Consider the following 17,686-nt stretch of genomic DNA (forward strand, 5'->3'; position numbering starts at 1 on the left):
GCTTGCTCGGCGTCTATCGCAGCGGCTTGTCCAGCGTCTGCGCCGCGCTGCCCCAAACCCGTGCGCGGGCCTCCATGAAAGAGGCCAGAATGGGATGCTCCAGAGCGGCATAGTCGCTCGGGTTCATGGTCATGAACTCGCGGAACTCTCGGGTGAACTGGGCTTGATCGTGATAGTGATCGTCCATCGCCTCGGTCCAGAGCCGCTTATCATGCAGCATCCAGTCCGACAGGCTGCGCATGAAGCGCTGGCGCCGGATCAGGAGCTTTGGAGCAAAGCCGAAATACCGCCGGCACACGCGCTCAAGCGTGCGCACGCTGATCCCGCTTGCCTGCGCCAAGTCATCAACCGTATTGAGCTCGGGTTCGACCAGCGCCTTGTGGACGCGGGCAATCTTGGGCTCATCGCGATTGGGCCGCATCAGCGCGCGCATCGTGTCTTCAATCGCGGCCAATTGCTGCTCGTCGCTCGCGCTTTCATCGCACAAGACGTCAGCCAGCCCTTCGAACTTCGCAAATGCAGGATGCGCCGAGCCATCACAGCCGACATTAGCGAGCTCCCGCGCGTCGACATCGATGAACCGCGCCCAACCCAGCGGCAGGAAGCCAATGCCCCACATGCGCGATGCGCCCAGTTCGAACTGGCATGGGAGCGAGCTTGGCCCAGTCGCCGTGAAGCGCGATCCAGAAAGCTGCGATGTGCCAATGCTGGCGTTTGGACGGCTGCCGCCGAAGAAGCGGATGTTGGCCCATTCCGGCTGCAGATGGTCTTTGACGGTTTTGCCATCTTCAACCTCCAGCACCAATTGGTAGAAGGTCGTAAAGCAGCCATCGAACTCTGGCGAAGGCGAGTAGAATTGGCTGCGGACGGTGTAGTCCGCATTGCTGCTGCTTGCGCGTTTTGTCCTCTGCCCACCCATGCGCGGGGTTTGGCCGATGTGTCGCGTTTTTACAAGCGAAAGGGCGCCAGCCTCTTCGGCCAGCGCCCTATCCGTTTTGCGTTTCCTAGACGGCACCGCGCGGCTGCGCATGCCATGCTGAGAGCGCTGGCTTAAGCTGGCAATGCGGCCTTCGCCTGAGTGATGATCGACTTGAACGCCGCTTCTTCGTTCATGGCGAGGTCCGCCATGACTTTGCGGTCAAGCTCAATACCCGCCAGCTTCACGCCATGCATGAACTGAGAGTAGGTCAAGCCTTCAGCGCGAACAGCCGCGTTGATGCGCTGGATCCAGATCGCGCGGAAGCTGCGCTTCTTCGCTTTGCGGTCGCGGTAGGCGTATTGACCGGCCTTCTCGACCGCTTGGCGCGCGACGCGAATGGTGTTCTTGCGGCGACCGCGATAGCCCTTGGCTTGTTCGAGTAGACGCTTGTGCTTTTGGCGTGTGGTGACGCCGCGTTTAATGCGAGGCATATGTAGTATCCTTTGTAGAGTTCTGCGCCAGCCCGCTCCCTCCACCCTTCCGCCCGGATTTTCACACCGGAGTATGATCCGGGTGGAAGGGTGGAGGGAGTGGGCGGTCTAGCCCATCAAATCAATCGAGCCCGTAAGGCGCCCATTTCTTGATCGTCCGTGCATCCGGGTCTGAAGCGACCGAGGTGCCACGGTTTTGGCGGATATACTTCGCATTGTGGCTCATCAGACGGTGACGCTTACCAGCGACGCCGTGCTTGACCTTGCCAGTTGCGGTGATTTTGAAGCGTTTCTTCACACCGCTTTTGGTCTTCAGCTTGGGCATTTCGTTCTCCTTTATCAGAGACACGTTCTAATCGGCCCTGGCAGCCCTAATGAGCCAGGCCAATCGCTTGATTCGTGTCGTTGAAGTCGCGCCACATAAGGGCCACGGCGCGTGTAGGCAAGCGTTTTGGTGGGATTGGAAGGGAGTCTTTGTGTTGCGCAGCACATCCGTGCTGTGTTCCTGTCTTGCGCACTCGCATCCGCGAGCGCGATGTCCTCGATTGGTTTGTTGGGCCTCAAGCGCCGGCGTTCGCATCCGCTCACTTGGCTATCCTCGCTCATGCGATCTGGCGATCGCGTCGCTGCGGGCGGGCGTGCGCCCTTGAGAGACCTGCGGTCTCGAGCCATTACAAGCCAGCAATCCAGCACTAAGCGTCTTGGAGCTTGGCATCTGGCTTGGTCGCGGAGCACGGCGCGCAGCGCCGCAAGGCCGACTGGCCGCCCGCAGGCCCGCCAGGGCCGAGGACATCGCACGCTGGATAGCGTGCGGAACCACAAACGACTCCTCTCCCCTCCCCACTCCGTTCATCGCTGCTGAAGCACGCTTGGAACGGCTGGAACACAGTACAGGGCCAAAAAACCGATCGATCAAAGACACGCTGATTGATCGATTTAGTCGATTAAAGTCTTGAGGTAAGCACATGACCCACCTCTAGCGACGGCGTTCCAAGTAGGAAAATTGGGCATGATAGAAAGTAATTCTCTCTTCGCTCCAATCACACGCAACAGCGTAAAGCTCACTAGTCTCGACCGAACGAGGAGAAATCACAGCTCCGTTATCTTAGCAGATCTCAGCAGTCCCAATTCTCGAGACATACGCGAGGTTCAAATGCACTCTACAACTATCAAATAGTCCCATCCATCAATAGCCAATTTTGTCCTGATGCCGAGTGAGCAATTGGCCAAAAGTGTATTATGTCGTTGTCGTCTTTAAAGCCCGTCAAGCAAACTGGCCGGGTATCCAAAAAACAGATTTCACGATCACGAACAAAGTATGTGGTTCGATCAGTTTCATAATGCTCTCTAAACAAGCCAGAGAACGTAATCTGATTGCTAGAATCTCTTGTCCATCCGCCGACCAATTCCGAGGAATCCGAGTCGCGGAAATCCACTCGTCCTTTCGACGCGAGCTTTTCTATTTCGGCCTTCGACAACCTATTTACCAAGCGCACAGGCTCTTCAGAACGATCTGCATTGGTGCTATAACTTTCTTTCCAAATATCTGGTGGCAAAAGAGCGATAGTAACCCCGTAGCGAGCGGATAACGGAATGCTAGACCATCCAGTGCCCGAGAAGTATCGCCAGGCGCTCGCAGCGAGCGCAAGCCAAGCTATGAAAGCCACAAGAAGCGCCAACCGCAAAAGAAGATAGATTGGTGACGTCCGTTTGCTCGAGCAATTTCGGTCTTCATGACCCAACATGTGTCACTTGCCCCTCTCCCAGTTCCAGCAAATGATCGCGCTTGAAAGATGCATCACTTTGTTTCCGTAGCTATAGCGACACAGCGTCAGCCGAAAGTACTACAAACACAAGCTCAACATGCCAGTTGCTGCAACGGGCAGCCCCCTACCCCATAGCCTCAAGCGCTTCTTCCAGCCGCGCAGGCTCGCCGAGCGCCAGCACGGTGCCGTCGGAATTCGCGTCCAGCGGGTTGCCCTGCCAATCGCTCATCATGCCGCCCGCGCCTTCGACAATTGGGACCAGCGCGGCGTAATCATAGAGCTTCAGCCCTGCCTCGCACACGACGTCCAAATGGCCGCTGGCCAGCAAGCCGTAATTGTAGCAATCCCCGCCCCACACCACGATTTGCGATGTTTGCGCGGCGAGCGACATGAATGCGCCGCCTTGGTCGTCGGTGAAATATTGCGGGCCGGAGGAGGCAATGGTCGCCTCTGACAGTTCCTTGCAAGACCGCGTGCGCACCGGCAGGCCGTTGAAGGTCGTGCCCTCGCCAATGCGGCCGACCCAGCGTTCTGCCGCAATTGGCTGATCAATCACGCCCAGCACGGGCCAGCCATCCTGCAGCAAAGCGATCAGCGTGCCAAAGATCGGGCGGCCCGCCATAAAGCTGATCGTGCCATCGATTGGGTCGAGCACCCATTGCCGGCCCGCGCCCTCATTATGGGTGCCGTATTCCTCCCCGATGATCCCGTCATCGGGACATTCCGCCTCGATGATTGCGCGCATCGCGGCCTCTGCCGCGCGGTCGGCTTCTGTCACGGGCGAGGCGTCGGCCTTGCGTTCTTGCGACCAGTCTCCGCGAAACAGGGGGCGGATGGCATTGCCAGCCGCATCGGCCAAGCGCTGAGCGATTGCTACGTCTTTGTTCGTCATAATCCGCGCGCAGTCTCATTACAGGCGCGGCAATGCAAGGGGCCTGTTGGCACCGGCCCAGCCGGTTTCCGTATAGGAATGTTGCAATTGACACACGCTTCGAGCGGTGCCTTATGGTTAAAGACAATTGGCTGTCCTGATGAGGATAGACCAGAGGGTGGGTTATAGGCTGCATAAGTGGTGCGGGTTGCACAAGGTTCAAACCGCGGCCGATTTTGGCAGTCGCAAGTCTTTTTAACGGGTCCGACATGGGCAAACAGGCAGGCGCAGATGCGCCGGTACAATTCGCGCCCCGCTCTGGGGTCAATCGCAGCGGCATGCCGCTCGCCGCCAGCCGTGCACCCGCCAAAGATCTGGACCCCTGGATTGGGCGGCTGGTCGCCTCGAAACTGGTGGCGGACGAAGCCACCCACATCGCCTGCGGCATTTGCAATGATGTGGCCTTTGCTCGCATTGTGATGGGCGGCACATGGGACGCGCAAACCGCCAATGGGCCGATGGAGTTTCGCGATGAGGCCATCCTGTTCGGCCCGCAATCGCGCCATATGCCGGTGGGATGCAGCGGCCATGTGATCGCCATCGGCATTGGCTTTCGCCCAGGGGCGATCCCCTGTCTGCTCGGGCGCGAATTGGCGCCGCTGGTTGACCGGATTGAGCGCTCTGATCCCTTTGGTCTGATCACGAATAGCGCCGCGCAGGACTATCCGCTCGATGCCGAGCCAGAGCAATGGCTGCAGACGGTTGAGGAGGCGATGCGCGCCTTTATCGCGCGGGTTCAGCCGGAGAAGCCCGATCCTCTGGCCGCCGCGTTCGAACATGCGAGTTTTGCCGATCCGACGATTACGCCGGGTGATTTCGCCGCGGAGCATGGCATGTCCTCGCGCAAGCTGGAGCGGCTGGTGCGGCGCGATTTCGGCATGACGGCGAGCACGGTTTTGCGCCGGGCAAAGGCGCTCGATCTGGCAGCCCAGCTGTGCGGGGTGGCGGATGAGGAAGAAGAAAGCGAGCTGCTGCTGCGCTATTTCGACCAATCGCATTTGATCCGCGATTTTAAGGCGTTTTTCGGGACGACCCCAGCCGCTTTCCGCTCTGAGCCGCGCTTGTTCCTTCGGATCAATGTGGAGACGCGCCAAGCACGGCGCCTGGCCGAGCTCGACCGGATTAAGCCGGGTGCAGAGCCGCCATGGCGCGGTGAATGAGGACGGCGCGGTCCGCCTTAATCGAACAGACTGCTCACGCTGCTTTCATCCGCGATCCGGCGGATGGCTTCGCCGACCAGCGGCGCCATAGTCAACACCCTGATCCGGTCAGAGGCCGCGCAGGCCTCCGTCGGCAGGATCGAATCGGTGATCACCAGCTCTTTCAGCTTTGACCCGTCGATCCGCGCCACCGCGCCGCCCGACAGAACACCGTGGGTGATATAGGCCGCGACTGATTTCGCCCCACCCGCCAGCAAAGCCTCCGCCGCATTGCAGAGCGTGCCGCCGGAATCGACGATGTCATCGATCATGATGCAATGCCGGCCCGAGACATCACCGATGATGTTCATGACTTCCGATTCCCCAGGGCGGTCGCGGCGTTTATCGACGATGGCCAGCGGCGCATTGTCGAGCCTTTTGGCGAGCGCGCGGGCGCGCACCACGCCGCCAACATCGGGGGAGACAACCATCAGATCCTGATCGCCGTAGCGCGCCTGAATATCGGCCGCCATAACCGGGGCGGCGTAAAGGTTGTCCGTCGGGATATCGAAAAAGCCCTGGATCTGGCCAGCGTGCAAATCCACCGCCAGCACGCGGTCAGCGCCCGCCTCGGTGATGAGGTTCGCCACCAGCTTGGCCGAGATCGGCGTGCGCGGGCCCGGTTTCCGGTCCTGCCGGGCATAGCCGAAGTAAGGCACCACCGCCGTGATCCGCTTGGCCGAGGCGCGTTTCAGCGCATCGATGCAGATCAGCAGCTCCATGAGATTGTCGTTCGCCGGAAAGCCGGTCGACTGGACGACAAACAAATCCTCGCCGCGCACGTTCTCGTGGATCTCGACAAAGATTTCCTCATCCGCGAACCGGCGCACGCTGGCATCGGTCAGAGGCATTTCGAGATAGGCGGCGATCGCCCGGGCGAGCGGCAGGTTTGAATTGCCGGACATGATTTTCATGGATGCGAATCCCCGCGTGCAGTTGATGGCGGTTCACCTAGCCCAGACTCGCACCAACGCAACAGTGGCCGCCGCCCTTTTGTCCGCAATTGGGTTGGAGAGCCGAGGCTCTCTACCTACCCTTGCGTCAATGCTTCCCGCACGCTCGCCATGTTGCGGCGGCTTACGGGAACGGTGCTGCCGTCGGACATTTCCAGATTTCCCGTGCCAGCGCTCTCGCGGGTCAGCGATTTGACGCAAGCCGCGTTGACTATGTGCGAGCGGTGTACACGGATAAAGCCGTCTGACAGCTCTCGCTCCAGCGCGGCGAGGCTGGCATTGTACAAGGCGCTGCGTCCGCTGCGCAGGAACACTTCGACATAATCGCCCGCCCCGCTGAAGCGCACGATGTCGCTCGCATCGACAAATTCGACTGTGCCATTGCTGGTGAGCTCAATCCGCTTTGGCGTGCTGTCTTCGGCTACCGGGGTCACAGTGAGATCGCCGCCGCGCGCCTGCTTGAAAAACAGCCACAGCAGGCCCGCTGCGACCACTAGATAGAGCACGGTGTCGAGAAAGAACCCGCCAAGCCAATAGATCGCCGCTGCCAATGCTGCGCTGGCCAGCGCGATACATCCGCCGCTGCGATTGCCTTGCGCGAAATATGCGGTGGCACCGGCTATTCCAGCTGCAAGCGAAGCGGTGATAAAGACAAATCCGGTCTTCAGGTCAAAGCCAGGCTGAAACGCGCTGATCCCCAACATGACGGCAAGCACGGCGGCCAAAGCCAGCAGACGCCGCCGCGGATATGCCCGGAACAGCCGCAGCAGCACATAAGCGGTAAAGCTCAGACCCAGAGCAATCGCAAAGGTCAGGATCAGCGACAGCCGCAAATCATGCAGGGGATAGGGATAGGGCAGGACATCGCGCGCCGCCTCAGCCGCGAGCTGCAATGCAGCGGCGAGCGACAACGCGGCAATCAGCGCGGACCCCGCCCGATCATCGCCGCGCAGGGACCGCACGCCGAAGAATACAAAGCCTGCGACAAACAGCCCTAAAGTGATCAGCGCAAACCATGTCGCAGGCCCGGGCTTGCGCGGATCGCGATAGGGCGCGAGGGCAATATTGTGGATCGGCGAATTGAGTGTGATGCCGCCATTCATCGAGGACAGCCGTAAGACCAGCCGGTTCTTGCCCGGCTTCAACGTGCCTTCCGGCACAAAGAACACCGCATCCATATCGCCGGGCTCTTCGCTGCTTTGCGATGCGCCTGGCCTGCCGTTCGTGCCAATCGGCACCCCATTGAGGATCGCCTCGCTAGAGGCCTTTGCGCTCACAAACAGACCAAGCGGCTTGCCCCCTTCGAGCAGGGCTGGCTCTGCCTCAAACACGATTTGCGCCCACAGCATTTTGTCCTGCGGATCAGCCTGATAAAACAGCACGGACCGGCAAGTCGTACCTGCAAAATCCGGGGCGCTATCCGAGGCCAAATCCGCATCACAAACCCGCGCGGGGGAATCGATAAAGCTCTGATAATCCTGCGCCTGCGCAGCAGCAGAAAACGTCAGCAATGACAGCAAGAGGATGGCAAAACGCAGCACTGCAATTCCTATAGCTTCCGATAAACGGGAAGTCCCCCCGCTCACCGATTAGAACCCCCCGTTAACAGATCGGCCCCTATTCAAAGCCCCGATTTCCGCCAGTTTCAGGCTCAATCCACGATCAACCAATCGGAAAGAGCCGCAATGAAAAAACCACACCTGATCAGCGCCCTTGCACTCGTACTGGCTTCCCCCGCCCTCGTCTTCACGCCCAGCGCGGCGCACGCTGCACCCAATGAGGAGGCAATCACCTTTGAGGCGCGCAGCGGCGAGAGCGTGGAGGCCTTTCGAGGCACGCTGACCGTGCCAATGAACCGCAGCGACCCGGCCAGCGGCACGACAGAGCTCGCCTATGTCCGTTTCCCGGCCACGACAGACACGCCCGGCAATCCGATTGTCTATCTGTCCGGCGGCCCCGGTGGCTCTGGAATTGGCACCGCGACAGGGCCGCGTTTCCCGCTGTTCATGGCGATGCGCCAGCACGGCGATGTGATCGCATTTGACCAGCGCGGCACCGGCCAATCTCAGCAACCAGAGCGTTGCACCTCCAGCGTCACAATTGGCGAAATGGAGAGGATCAGCGATGCAGAGCATGCCATGCGTTACCGGCTGGCGGTGCGCGAATGCGCGGCGAAGTGGCAGGAGGACGGAGCGGACCTGCGCGGTTTCACAACCGCCGAGAGTGCGCAGGACCTCTCTGACCTTCGCCAGCACCTGGGGGCGGATCAAATTTCACTGTGGTCGATTTCCTATGGCAGCCATTTGGCGCTCGCGGCGCTGGTCGCAATTCCGGACGAGCTGGACCGGGTGATTATGGCGGCGACCGAGGGTCTTGATCAGACGGTGAAACTGCCATCGCGCACGCTCAGCTATTTTGAGCGGTTGCAGGCCGCCGTCGATCAGCAGCCTGAAGCGGCGCAACTCTATCCCGACATATTGGGCTTGATCAGCCGTGTTCACGCCAAACTCGAAGCTGAACCAATGACGGTCACCGTACCGAACCGTGATGGCACGACCTATGACATCCTCTTGCAAAAACGGCACTTGCAGCAATTTGCAGGCGGCATGATTTCTGATCCGCAATACGCGGCTGTGATGCTGATGATGTACCGGCAGATCGAGGCGGGCGATCCCACTTTGATCACCTTAGTCCTGCAGCGTTTCTGGACCCCGGATGAGCCGATCACATTATCGGCCATGTCAATGGCGATGGACCGCGCATCCGGCATCACGCCCGCCCGGCTCAAGGCATTTAAGCAGCAGGCCGCGGCATCTCCAGTCGGCGCTTTTCTGAACTTTCCGATGCCACAGATCCTCGCCGAACTGCCAGAAATCGACGCCGGTCCCGATTTTCGCGACGGCCCATTTGGCGACACGCCAGTCTTGATGCTGACCGGAACTTTGGACGGCAGAACCTATCCCGAAGGGCATACGGAGGCGACCGCAGGGCTAAGCAATGTCGAGCAGATTATGGTCAAGAATGCCGGCCACAATCTATTCATGACATCCCCGCAAGTTGGCGAGGCAATGCACAATTTCATGCGCGGCGAAGCGGCCAAGTCGGACCGGATTGTGGTCGAAGCGCCGGACTTTACAAAACTGCCAGACCTGGGGGGCTGATTGCTGAAAGGGGCGATCCGCAGCTAGCGCGGCGATGGACGAACCGCATTTGCCAGCGGCATTGCCGTATGTCGCGATGAACCAGTCCGCGCGGGGTTGGTTGATCCCGCACAGGACTGGCGTTGGTCGAGTGTACATGCGCTGCTCGATCCCACCAAAGGTGACGGCGCGACGCAGAGAGCGCCAGTGCTAGAACGAGTGCCCGACTTTGCGACTTTGTTGGCAGCCGGTGAGGAACAGCCGCTGAGCGAGGCACTACGCAAATCGGAGAGCACTGGTCGGCCGTTGGGCTCAAGCGACTTTCTCGATCGGGTTGCGAGACTTGTCGGGCGTGATCCCAGACCGGGAAAGCGAGGGCCGAAGACGTCGAAGACAAAGCGACCCGAGCCATTGGACATAGGTGGTAATTAAATGCACTGTCACCGTAATCGTTTGGGGCGAAGCTTGGTGAAGAAGGGGGAGAGTGATGATAGGTAAGTGCACTTTCGTTTTGCTCGGTCTCGCCCTCACGTCAGCTTGTGACAACTCTTCACACGAAGTGAACTCAGAGCAAGAGGCCTTTTTTGAAAAGGTTTCAATCGCGACAGCGAACTGCAGGCGAACCATTTGCCAAGAAAAATTCTGGGATAATACTCATTGTGGTGAAGCCTACTATCACCTCTATCGCTCTGCTTACGAAAGGCCTTTTTCTCAAAAAGCCGATGGTGGCGCCTCGTTTGATAGGCGGCTGTACATAATGCAAAGCCAATTGGATCAGGCCTACGAGATATCACTTGAACAGGAAGTCGGCTTCAAGATTGGTCCGGTGGCTTCCCATTGTGGCGTAGATCTTGAGTATCGTTTTGAGGCGTACGACAAGTTATTGCACGGCAAGAAACCGAGGTAGTTTTTGAGGGGGCTTTCGAAGCCTAAGAGTTCTTAAGAGTTCTAGGGACAATGCATTGAATTGGAGGGTTCGGGGACTTTCCCGTGAGCGCGCCTTCTCATGCACCGTGCGCAGGACCGCCGAGCCTATGGAAAGCTTAGTGCTCTCCCAATTCCCTCAAACTTTATGCTCGCCCCGGATCCACCTTACGGTGCCGCTGCTCGCGCGCATCACGACGCTGTCGGTGGTCATAATCGTCTCGCCGGTTGGTTTGCGGCGGCGCTTTACTCCGTCGAGCAGAGAGCCTTGCGTCACGCCGGTGGCGGCAAAGATGCAATCGCCGCTCGCCAGTTCTTCCAGCTTATAGATGCGGTCAAATTCGGTGATGCCCCACTTGCGGGCGCGGGCCTTTTCATCCTCGTTGCGGAACACCAGGCGGCCGTTGAACTGACCCCCGACACAGCGCAATGCGGCGGCAGCCAGCACGCCCTCTGGCGCGCCGCCCTGGCCCATATACATGTCGATATTGGTTTCCTCATCCGTCACCGCGATCACGCCAGCAACATCGCCGTCGCCGATCAGCACGACGCCGCATCCCAATCCGCGCAGCTCCGCAATCATATCGGCATGGCGCGGACGGTCTAGCACGCAGATGATGATATCGCCCGGCTCCACCCCTTTGGCCGCCGCGACCGCTTTCACATTCTCGGTCGGCGATTTGGCCAGATCAATCACGCCCTCGGGATAGCCGGGGCCGATTGCGATCTTGTCCATATAGGTGTCAGGCGCGTTGAGCAGACAGCCCTCTTCTGCCGCCGCCAACACGGCCAGCGCATTGGGGCCAGCCTTGGCGGTGATGGTGGTGCCCTCCAGCGGGTCGAGCGCGATGTCGATCTTAGGCCCCTTGCCCGGCGCGCCGCCAACCTTCTCGCCAATGTAAAGCATCGGTGCCTCGTCACGCTCGCCCTCACCGATCACGACGGTGCCATCCATGTAGAGCGTATCGAACGCGCGGCGCATCGCCTCCACCGCGGCGGCATCGGCGGCTTTCTCATCGCCCCGGCCAACCAATTGCGCAGCGGCCACGGCGGCTGCCTCTGTCACGCGCACCATTTCCAGCACCAGCACCCGGTCGAGTGCGTTTTCTTGGCCCTCATCCTTGCTGGCGAGCATATCTGTTTCAGCGGGGGTGTTCATGACGAATTCATTCCTTACAGGGTGTGTGGCCGCCAAGCAGGTGGAACGCTTTGGCCTTGGGTCAAGCGCTTAGACAATAGGAGCAAGCCTTGTCGAGCAGCAGGTCGAGCCAATCGGCAAAGATTGTGCGCAATTGCCCGCATCTCTTGGCAATTTCTCCTGCTGCCGCTGCGCTGCTTTTTCTTACCGCCCCTGTGCATGCCCAAGATGACAGCCCCGTGTCGGACGCGGAAATTTCTCAAACGGATCAAACGGATGAGGAGCCGCAAGGCGAGGATGAGCCCTTTCGGATCGACCTCACCGTGACAGTCCCGCGCGGCGAGGTGAACGAGAGCAATGTGCGCGCCTGCGAGGAAGAGGCCGATGCGGCCAGTATTTCCGGCGACATTATCGTGTGCCGCCAAATCGGCGAGGACAATTCCAATTATTACAGCGGCAGCCGCGAGGATGCGCGTAAGCGCTATGCCGAGGAGACGCAGAACGCTGGCACCTTGCCGCCGCCGGATGTGGCAGGGCCGGGAATATTTCGCGGTCCAGCGACGGTTGGCGGACTATGCCTGATCCCGCCATGCCCGCCTGAGGCCGCGCTGCTCATCGATGTCGAGGCCCTGCCAGAAGCGCCCGAGGGATCGGATGCAGACCGGATTGCGCGCGGCCTACCGCCGCTGGGCGACCGCGAGCTAACCGAGGAAGAGGAGAAGGCCCGCCGCGCGGCGCTGGGCCTCAGCACGGCTGATCCACTGGAGGACTGAGTTTTCGTGAAGTGGGGTACGGCATGGCTGGCGTTAGGAGGGCTTTTTGCCTCTTCCGCCACCGCGCAAGAGAGCCCGGAACAGCCGTCGGTTGACGAAGACCGCACCCCGATCGACTTTACTTTGCCGCCCAACGTGATTGAACGCGATCCCGTGCGCGAGCAGGAATGCAAAGATGAAGCAGATGCCGCCCGGATCAATGGCGAGATCGTGGTGTGCGGCGCACTGCGTGAGGATAGCCAGGGTGCGTGGGACCGCCAGCAATTGCAGAAAGACTACGCCGAGCGCACGCAGGGCCTGAAAGGCCCTAATGTCGATGGCAGCGGAATCCGTCTCCCGACCGAGGGCTCGATCGCCAGCGTGACCGTATCGGTGGCGGTTGGCGAACCCGTTGAGGAGAGGCTCTTGATAGACATCGAGGCTCTACCCGAAGCGCCGCCAGGATCGGATGCGGATCGGATTGCGCGCGGCCTACCGCCGCTGGGCGACCGCGAGCTAACCGAGGAAGAAGAGAAGGCCCGCCGCGCGGCGCTGGGGGCTCCTAGCTCCAACCTGGACGGGCCTCAGTAAAAGGGTTTGGGCTGGGCCGAGCCACCCTGCGTCCCACTAACTCTTCAGAATTGGCATCACCAATGGCGGAGCGGTGAGACTGTCTGAGCCTTCGAGCAAATCGAGCGCTTTGTGCACGCAGCGCTCCTGCCCCTCATGCGCGACCATCGCGACCAGCACATCATCGCCCTGCGATGGCCGGCCCTTTTGGATAAGGCTCTCAATTGAGACATCGCCGTCGCGCATCGCCGCTGTGATCTCGGCCAGCACGCCGGGGCGGTCAGCCACGGTGAAGCGCAGATAAGTCCGCTCCATCCGGTGGCCGGGTTCCGCTGGCGCGAGTTTTTTGAGCTGATCGGCGGGCACAGAGAACGGCGCGCCCGTATCGCCGCGCGCAATATCAATAAGGTCGGCAACCACCGCGCTCGCCGTGGGGCCATCGCCTGCGCCCGCGCCCTGGAACAGCAGCCTGCCTGAGAAATTGCCTTCCGCAACCACGGCATTGGTTGGCCCATCAACCGGGGCGAGCGGGTGATCCTTCGGCACCAGGCACGGGCGAACCCGCTGGAGCAAATGCGGCGCATCGGCCGCGCCGCCATCGACATCAGCCTGAGCGATCAAGCGGATGACATAGCCAAGCGCATCAGCCTGAGCGATGTCGGCGCTGCGCACTTGAGTGATGCCGGTCGTGCGCACCGCGTCAAAATCAACCTCAGCGCCGAAGCCAATACCGGCAAGGATCGCGAGTTTATGCGCCGCGTCAACGCCCTCAATGTCAAAGGTCGGGTCGGCTTCCGCGTAACCCAGCTTTTGCGCCTCGGCCAAGGTCTCGCCAAAGTCCGCGCCGGTCTGCTCCATCTCTGACAGGATGTAATTGCAGGTGCCGTTGAGAATGCCATAGATCCGGGTGATGGCATTGGCCGCCGCGCCTTCGCGCAGGCCCTTCACCACCGGAATGCCGCCCGCAACCGCGGCTTCAAACTTGAGCTGCTGGGCTTCGTATTCCGCCAGTTTGGCGAGTTCCATACCATGATGGGCAATCATCGCTTTGTTCGCGGTGACAAAGTCCTTGCCCCATTTGAAGGAATCGCGCGCCAGATCGAGCGGCAAACCGTCCTCACCGCCAATCAATTCAACAACCACGTCCAAGTCAGGATCACCGGTCAGAGCCATTGGGCTGCTGCACCAGCTGTAGGCCGACATATCAATGCCGCGATCCTTGTGCCGGTCGCGCGCGCTGACAGCGATAACTTCGATGGCGCGCCCGGCCCGCGCCGTGATCAGATCGCGATTGGTTTCAAGCAGGCGAATCACGCCCGCGCCCACTGTGCCCAAACCGGCGATTGCAATGCGTAATGGCTGCTGTGTCTGCGCCATGCTCAACGCTTCCCTTCAAGATTCGCGCGCTCACCGACCCCTTCGAATGAGCATTTGCGTCGCGCATCGCTGTAGCCGCCGCGAAATGCAAACTGAAAGCAGTTTGTCTTGGGCAGGGTCAGCCTAGACTTTAGGGTCGAGGCCCTAGCTGGTGGTGATTTGGCGGTTGCATGGTCCGAGCTGCGACAGGACGAACCCATAGTCCGCTGCGGCGAGCCGCCGAGCAGAGGGATCGCGCGACAGATTGGCTGAGCTTGGCAATTCGCGCGGCAGGGCGCAGGCGAGCCGGTACCACCGCAGCGTATTCGGCTGAGGTGCGCGCGCTGACGAATCGATGATCTCTCCCCAGGATACGCCCCAGACCGGGGTTTGACCCGGGCGGCGCAGCACGGTGAGCGAAACCGGCGAGCGGTTGGTGGTTTCAAGGAAAATCTGCGTTTCCGATTCGCCCACCAGATTGCCCGCCACCGCCAGCGCATCGCGCACCCCGGTGACCGTCGCAGGCGCATCGGCCGCGACCAATTGCGTCAGGATCGGGCGCAGGCGCGCCTCCAATGCCGGGGTGTAATCAAGCTGAGCGCCGTTACCCACCAATTGCACTGCGCCAGGGCGGCCCGGCACGCCGCGTGCAAACAGCAGCATCTCGCGCTTTTTTAGTTTCGGCGGCTTACCTTTGGCGGTGAGCGGCACATCCACCAGATAATTGAGCGATTCGCCGATCGAAGTGCGGCCAGACAGCAAAGCGATTGTCTCTGCCTCTATGTAAAGGCGCGCGAATCCGGGTGCGAGACCCGGTGCGCGTTCCGCCTCAACAGCGATTTGACGGCGAATCTTCGCGCGTATGACCAGCTCAGACCGGTCAGCAAGGGTGGTTAGATCAGCAAAAGTTGCAATTTCGCTTTGCGGCGCGACAGCATCTTGCGCCAGCACCGGAACGGGGTTTGCAAAAAGACCCAGCGAAAGCGCCAGGGCACTGATTTTGTTTGTTAAAAAATGCTTAAACATCTGATCAGTCCGTATATCTAAACGCGTTAAATCGCGAGCCAATTGCGCCGGGCCGTTCCACCCCCGCGACACTGAATCGCCCCTGAATGGATAAAGGGTTTGATTGCCCCACGCATGACCGTTAAAGCCTGCGATCACCAGAAGCGAGGATGGGGACATAGTCGCTTTTGGTCACGGCTGTAATGTGCGGGACAAATCACATTGATAGCCTGTCGGGTGAAAAAACCTGTTCCCATATTGGGATGGTATGAGATAACGAGTTTCATTCGCAGTGCAGACTGCGCATGAGGAGCGGACCGGTTTTTGCCGGTTGAAACGACGGAGAGAAAGCAACTGGATGGCCTACGCTGACCAACAGATGAGCAATAACAGGATTATTGCTCTGATCATCGTGGCGATAATTCATGTGGCTGTCGGCTACATGCTGGTAACGGGCTTGGCCATTTCGGCGGTCAAGAACGTTGTTGAGCGCGTGACCACAATCGACATTGAGGAACCACCACCCCCTGAACCAGAAGACGAGCCGCCGCCCCCTGAGCCTCAGGATGTCGCGCCTCCTCCACCGGTAGCACCACCGCCGCCGATCAGCGTGGCAACATCGCCGCCTGAGGTTCAAACGCAACAGACGATCCCGCCTGTGTCGCCTCCTGCGCGAGTAATTCCGCCGGCAGCACCGGTCGCGCCTCCAGCGCCGCCGCCCCCACCGCCATCACAGGCTCGCGGTGCGACGACCCGGAACGAAGGTCGCTGGGCACGACGCATCCAGGAAAACTATCCTTCACGCGCGCTGCGTGAAGAAGTTGAAGGGACCGTTGGTGTCGCTGTGACTGTTACAGCTAACGGCCGGGCAACCGGATGCTCTGTAACGGCCTCCAGCGGATCGAGCGTGCTTGATCAGGCCGCCTGCCGCGGGATGGAACGCTATGCGCGCTTCAATCCCGCACTTGATGATGCGGGCAATCCGACTTCGGGCCGCTATTCGACACGGATTACCTACCGTTTGAACTAAGATTTATATTTCGGCCATGATCGAGATAACATCATGGTTCGGGGACTTTTAAAGAGGACTTTTCGCAATGATTATTCAACTCCTTACTGCTGCTGGTGAAGCGGCTCCGGAAAACCAGTTTGGCTTCGTCAAAGCCATGGAAGAAGGCGGCCCCGTCGCTTGGTTCATTCTTGCTGTGATGATCATTATGAGCGTCGGCTCATTCTACATCCTCATCACCAAGCTGCTCGAGCAGAACAAGGTTATGAAGCAAGCAAAGGGCTTGCAAAACTTCTGGCGCACCAACTCGCTGAAAGAAGGCGCGACCAAGCTTGAGAAGAACAGTGCATGGCGCCAGGTCGCAGACGATGCGATCACCGCTGAAGAGAAGCACGCCAAAATGACCGACAGCCTAGAGGCGCATGATTACATGCATGGTTCGCTTCAGCGTTCAGAAGATTCGATCAACTCGAAGCTTGCTGGCGGCCTGCCATTCCTCGCTTCCGTTGGTGCAACCGCACCGTTTATCGGTCTGCTGGGTACGGTGATCGGTATTTACCGCGCACTGATCAACATCGGTATCGCCGGTTCGGCATCGATCGATAAGGTTGCTGGCCCAGTTGGTGAAGCCCTGATCATGACCGCGATTGGTCTGCTTGTGGCTGTGCCTGCCGTGCTCGCGTTTAACTGGCTGCAGAGCCGTAACCGCCGCATTGCTGAGCTGCTCAACAGCTTCTCAACCGACATTCTGGCCTACATCAGCTCAGATGGCGCGGTTAAGCCAAACGTTGCTCCGGTTGCTAAGAAGCCAGCTGCTGCAGCTAAGCCTGCTGCGAAGCCTGCCGCTGCCCGGTCCTAATCGTATTGCGTGACGGGCGGCCTTGCTCTTTGTTGGCCTCGAGCCAGGAACCAGCCGCCCCACGCTAACCGCTCTGTTAAGAGCACAATACGATTACCAGCCCGGATTTTCGGGCGAAGTTTAGGATAGGAATACACAATGGCGATTTCGATGGGAGGGGGTGAGACCCCCATGTCAGAGATCAACACCACGCCCCTCGTGGACGTGATGCTGGTTCTTCTGATCATCTTCCTTATCGCGGTTCCAGTGGCGATTCAGACGATCGAGAAACTCGAAATTCCAGTTTTCGAGTCAATCGAATCTGACGACAAGGTGGAAAACCTGCTGCTAACGGTCAGCACGACCGATGGCGCTGGCAACAGTGCAGGTGAGCCTGGGTTTGATGGCGCTGCCCGACAGGGTGAGTGCCGGGTCTATTTCAACAACATCACTCCAGTGACCTCAGAAGAGCTGTACGATCGGGCGTTTGAACGCCTTGACGCAATCGTTCAGCGCGCTGGCGGCGTGGAAGCGATCATGGATGACCCAGATCAGATCCCACAGGTTCACATTCGCGGCGACGTGAATGCACCTTGGCGCTGTATCGCTGGCGCGATTTATAACGTGCAGGCTGCTGGTTACCCAACGGTCGGCTTCATCTCGAACCCGGTCGATCCAAACGGCTAAGCCGACCA

General features: G+C 59.7%; 17 protein-coding genes. 8 read left to right on the top strand and 9 right to left on the bottom strand.

The genetic code is table 11. The features are described 5' to 3' along the window. Nucleotides 1-13: 13 nt before the first annotated feature. The 4 genes from AC0V6V_RS07840 to hisN form a co-directional block, all read right to left on the bottom strand. Nucleotides 14-919, bottom strand: coding sequence for a helix-turn-helix domain-containing protein (locus AC0V6V_RS07840; protein ID WP_486164857.1), 906 nt, complete (start codon nt 917-919; stop codon nt 14-16). A 131-nt stretch (nt 920-1,050) separates the two neighbouring features. Then, nucleotides 1,051-1,410 carry a 50S ribosomal protein L20 gene (rplT, locus tag AC0V6V_RS07845; RefSeq protein WP_472640353.1) on the bottom strand — a complete coding sequence of 120 codons (360 nt, stop codon included), beginning with the start codon at nt 1,408-1,410 and terminating at the stop codon, nt 1,051-1,053. 121 nt (nt 1,411-1,531) lie between these two features. Continuing rightward, entirely contained in the window at nt 1,532-1,735 is a 204-nt protein-coding gene (gene rpmI, locus AC0V6V_RS07850) for a 50S ribosomal protein L35 (protein ID WP_472640352.1), read from the bottom strand. Nucleotides 1,736-3,300: 1,565 nt separating this feature from the next. Further along, a complete protein-coding gene (gene hisN, locus AC0V6V_RS07855; RefSeq protein ID WP_486141078.1) occupies nt 3,301-4,068 on the bottom strand; it encodes a histidinol-phosphatase in 768 nt (255 codons plus the stop codon). Between the two features lie 248 nt (nt 4,069-4,316). Between hisN and AC0V6V_RS07860 the strand changes: the two genes are divergently transcribed. Further along, nucleotides 4,317-5,267 (top strand): helix-turn-helix domain-containing protein, encoded by a 951-nt coding sequence (locus AC0V6V_RS07860; protein ID WP_486164858.1) that lies wholly within the window; start codon nt 4,317-4,319, stop codon nt 5,265-5,267. A 17-nt stretch (nt 5,268-5,284) separates the two neighbouring features. Here the strand turns inward: AC0V6V_RS07860 and AC0V6V_RS07865 are convergent, their stop codons facing one another. Beyond that, entirely contained in the window at nt 5,285-6,220 is a 936-nt protein-coding gene (locus AC0V6V_RS07865; protein ID WP_486137935.1) for a ribose-phosphate pyrophosphokinase, read from the bottom strand. A 116-nt stretch (nt 6,221-6,336) separates the two neighbouring features. Then, nucleotides 6,337-7,800, bottom strand: coding sequence for a LytR/AlgR family response regulator transcription factor (locus AC0V6V_RS07870; RefSeq protein ID WP_486164859.1), 1,464 nt, complete (start codon nt 7,798-7,800; stop codon nt 6,337-6,339). A 144-nt stretch (nt 7,801-7,944) separates the two neighbouring features. On the opposite strand from AC0V6V_RS07870, the gene AC0V6V_RS07875 reads away from it, so the two are divergent. Further along, the gene (locus AC0V6V_RS07875) at nt 7,945-9,420 is read left to right on the top strand and encodes an alpha/beta hydrolase (RefSeq protein ID WP_486164860.1); all 1,476 of its coding nucleotides are present in this window, start codon (nt 7,945-7,947) and stop codon (nt 9,418-9,420) included. Between the two features lie 466 nt (nt 9,421-9,886). Next, a complete protein-coding gene (locus AC0V6V_RS07880) occupies nt 9,887-10,306 on the top strand; it encodes a hypothetical protein (protein ID WP_486166282.1) in 420 nt (139 codons plus the stop codon). A gap of 156 nt (nt 10,307-10,462) precedes the next feature. Here AC0V6V_RS07880 and glpX read toward each other — a convergent pair whose 3' ends face one another. Then, complete coding sequence (glpX, locus tag AC0V6V_RS07885; RefSeq protein ID WP_486164862.1) at nt 10,463-11,482, bottom strand: class II fructose-bisphosphatase; 1,020 nt, start codon at nt 11,480-11,482, stop codon at nt 10,463-10,465. An 89-nt stretch (nt 11,483-11,571) separates the two neighbouring features. Between glpX and AC0V6V_RS07890 the strand changes: the two genes are divergently transcribed. Both AC0V6V_RS07890 and AC0V6V_RS07895 read left to right on the top strand, forming a co-directional pair. Further along, the gene (locus AC0V6V_RS07890) at nt 11,572-12,234 is read left to right on the top strand and encodes a hypothetical protein (protein WP_486164863.1); all 663 of its coding nucleotides are present in this window, start codon (nt 11,572-11,574) and stop codon (nt 12,232-12,234) included. Between the two features lie 6 nt (nt 12,235-12,240). After that, a complete protein-coding gene (locus AC0V6V_RS07895; protein ID WP_486164864.1) occupies nt 12,241-12,804 on the top strand; it encodes a hypothetical protein in 564 nt (187 codons plus the stop codon). A 36-nt stretch (nt 12,805-12,840) separates the two neighbouring features. Here AC0V6V_RS07895 and AC0V6V_RS07900 read toward each other — a convergent pair whose 3' ends face one another. Both AC0V6V_RS07900 and AC0V6V_RS07905 read right to left on the bottom strand, forming a co-directional pair. Then, entirely contained in the window at nt 12,841-14,160 is a 1,320-nt protein-coding gene (locus AC0V6V_RS07900; RefSeq protein WP_486164865.1) for a homoserine dehydrogenase, read from the bottom strand. Nucleotides 14,161-14,304: 144 nt separating this feature from the next. Then, the gene (locus AC0V6V_RS07905) at nt 14,305-15,165 is read right to left on the bottom strand and encodes a hypothetical protein (protein ID WP_486166283.1); all 861 of its coding nucleotides are present in this window, start codon (nt 15,163-15,165) and stop codon (nt 14,305-14,307) included. Nucleotides 15,166-15,502: 337 nt separating this feature from the next. Here AC0V6V_RS07905 and AC0V6V_RS07910 point away from each other — a divergent pair, with 337 nt between their 5' ends. The 3 genes from AC0V6V_RS07910 to AC0V6V_RS07920 all read left to right on the top strand — a co-directional run bounded on the left by AC0V6V_RS07910 (nt 15,503) and on the right by AC0V6V_RS07920 (nt 17,678). Continuing rightward, nucleotides 15,503-16,174 carry an energy transducer TonB gene (locus tag AC0V6V_RS07910; protein ID WP_486166284.1) on the top strand — a complete coding sequence of 224 codons (672 nt, stop codon included), beginning with the start codon at nt 15,503-15,505 and terminating at the stop codon, nt 16,172-16,174. Nucleotides 16,175-16,241: 67 nt separating this feature from the next. Beyond that, entirely contained in the window at nt 16,242-17,012 is a 771-nt protein-coding gene (locus tag AC0V6V_RS07915; RefSeq protein ID WP_486137927.1) for a MotA/TolQ/ExbB proton channel family protein, read from the top strand. A gap of 138 nt (nt 17,013-17,150) precedes the next feature. Further along, on the top strand, nt 17,151-17,678 hold the full coding sequence (locus AC0V6V_RS07920) for an ExbD/TolR family protein (RefSeq protein WP_486137926.1): 528 nt from the start codon (nt 17,151-17,153) through the stop codon (nt 17,676-17,678). Nucleotides 17,679-17,686 lie beyond the last annotated feature (8 nt).

The sequence above is a fragment of the Erythrobacter sp. S249 genome, from assembly GCF_057364975.1.

Excerpts from the sequence above, each read along its gene's own strand:
- AC0V6V_RS07905 (WP_486166283.1), bottom strand. The coding sequence starts at position 15,165 with ATGTTTAAGCATTTTTTAACAAACAAAATCAGTGCCCTGGCGCTTTCG.
- rpmI (WP_472640352.1), bottom strand. The coding sequence starts at position 1,735 with ATGCCCAAGCTGAAGACCAAAAGCGGTGTGAAGAAACGCTTCAAAATC.
- rplT (WP_472640353.1), bottom strand. The coding sequence starts at position 1,410 with ATGCCTCGCATTAAACGCGGCGTCACCACACGCCAAAAGCACAAGCGT.
- hisN (WP_486141078.1), bottom strand. The coding sequence starts at position 4,068 with ATGACGAACAAAGACGTAGCAATCGCTCAGCGCTTGGCCGATGCGGCT.
- AC0V6V_RS07900 (WP_486164865.1), bottom strand. The coding sequence starts at position 14,160 with ATGGCGCAGACACAGCAGCCATTACGCATTGCAATCGCCGGTTTGGGC.
- AC0V6V_RS07860 (WP_486164858.1), top strand. The coding sequence starts at position 4,317 with ATGGGCAAACAGGCAGGCGCAGATGCGCCGGTACAATTCGCGCCCCGC.
- AC0V6V_RS07915 (WP_486137927.1), top strand. The coding sequence starts at position 16,242 with ATGATTATTCAACTCCTTACTGCTGCTGGTGAAGCGGCTCCGGAAAAC.
- AC0V6V_RS07880 (WP_486166282.1), top strand. The coding sequence starts at position 9,887 with ATGATAGGTAAGTGCACTTTCGTTTTGCTCGGTCTCGCCCTCACGTCA.
- AC0V6V_RS07875 (WP_486164860.1), top strand. The coding sequence starts at position 7,945 with ATGAAAAAACCACACCTGATCAGCGCCCTTGCACTCGTACTGGCTTCC.
- AC0V6V_RS07840 (WP_486164857.1), bottom strand. The coding sequence starts at position 919 with ATGGGTGGGCAGAGGACAAAACGCGCAAGCAGCAGCAATGCGGACTAC.
- glpX (WP_486164862.1), bottom strand. The coding sequence starts at position 11,482 with ATGAACACCCCCGCTGAAACAGATATGCTCGCCAGCAAGGATGAGGGC.
- AC0V6V_RS07865 (WP_486137935.1), bottom strand. The coding sequence starts at position 6,220 with ATGAAAATCATGTCCGGCAATTCAAACCTGCCGCTCGCCCGGGCGATC.
- AC0V6V_RS07920 (WP_486137926.1), top strand. The coding sequence starts at position 17,151 with ATGGCGATTTCGATGGGAGGGGGTGAGACCCCCATGTCAGAGATCAAC.
- AC0V6V_RS07910 (WP_486166284.1), top strand. The coding sequence starts at position 15,503 with ATGGCCTACGCTGACCAACAGATGAGCAATAACAGGATTATTGCTCTG.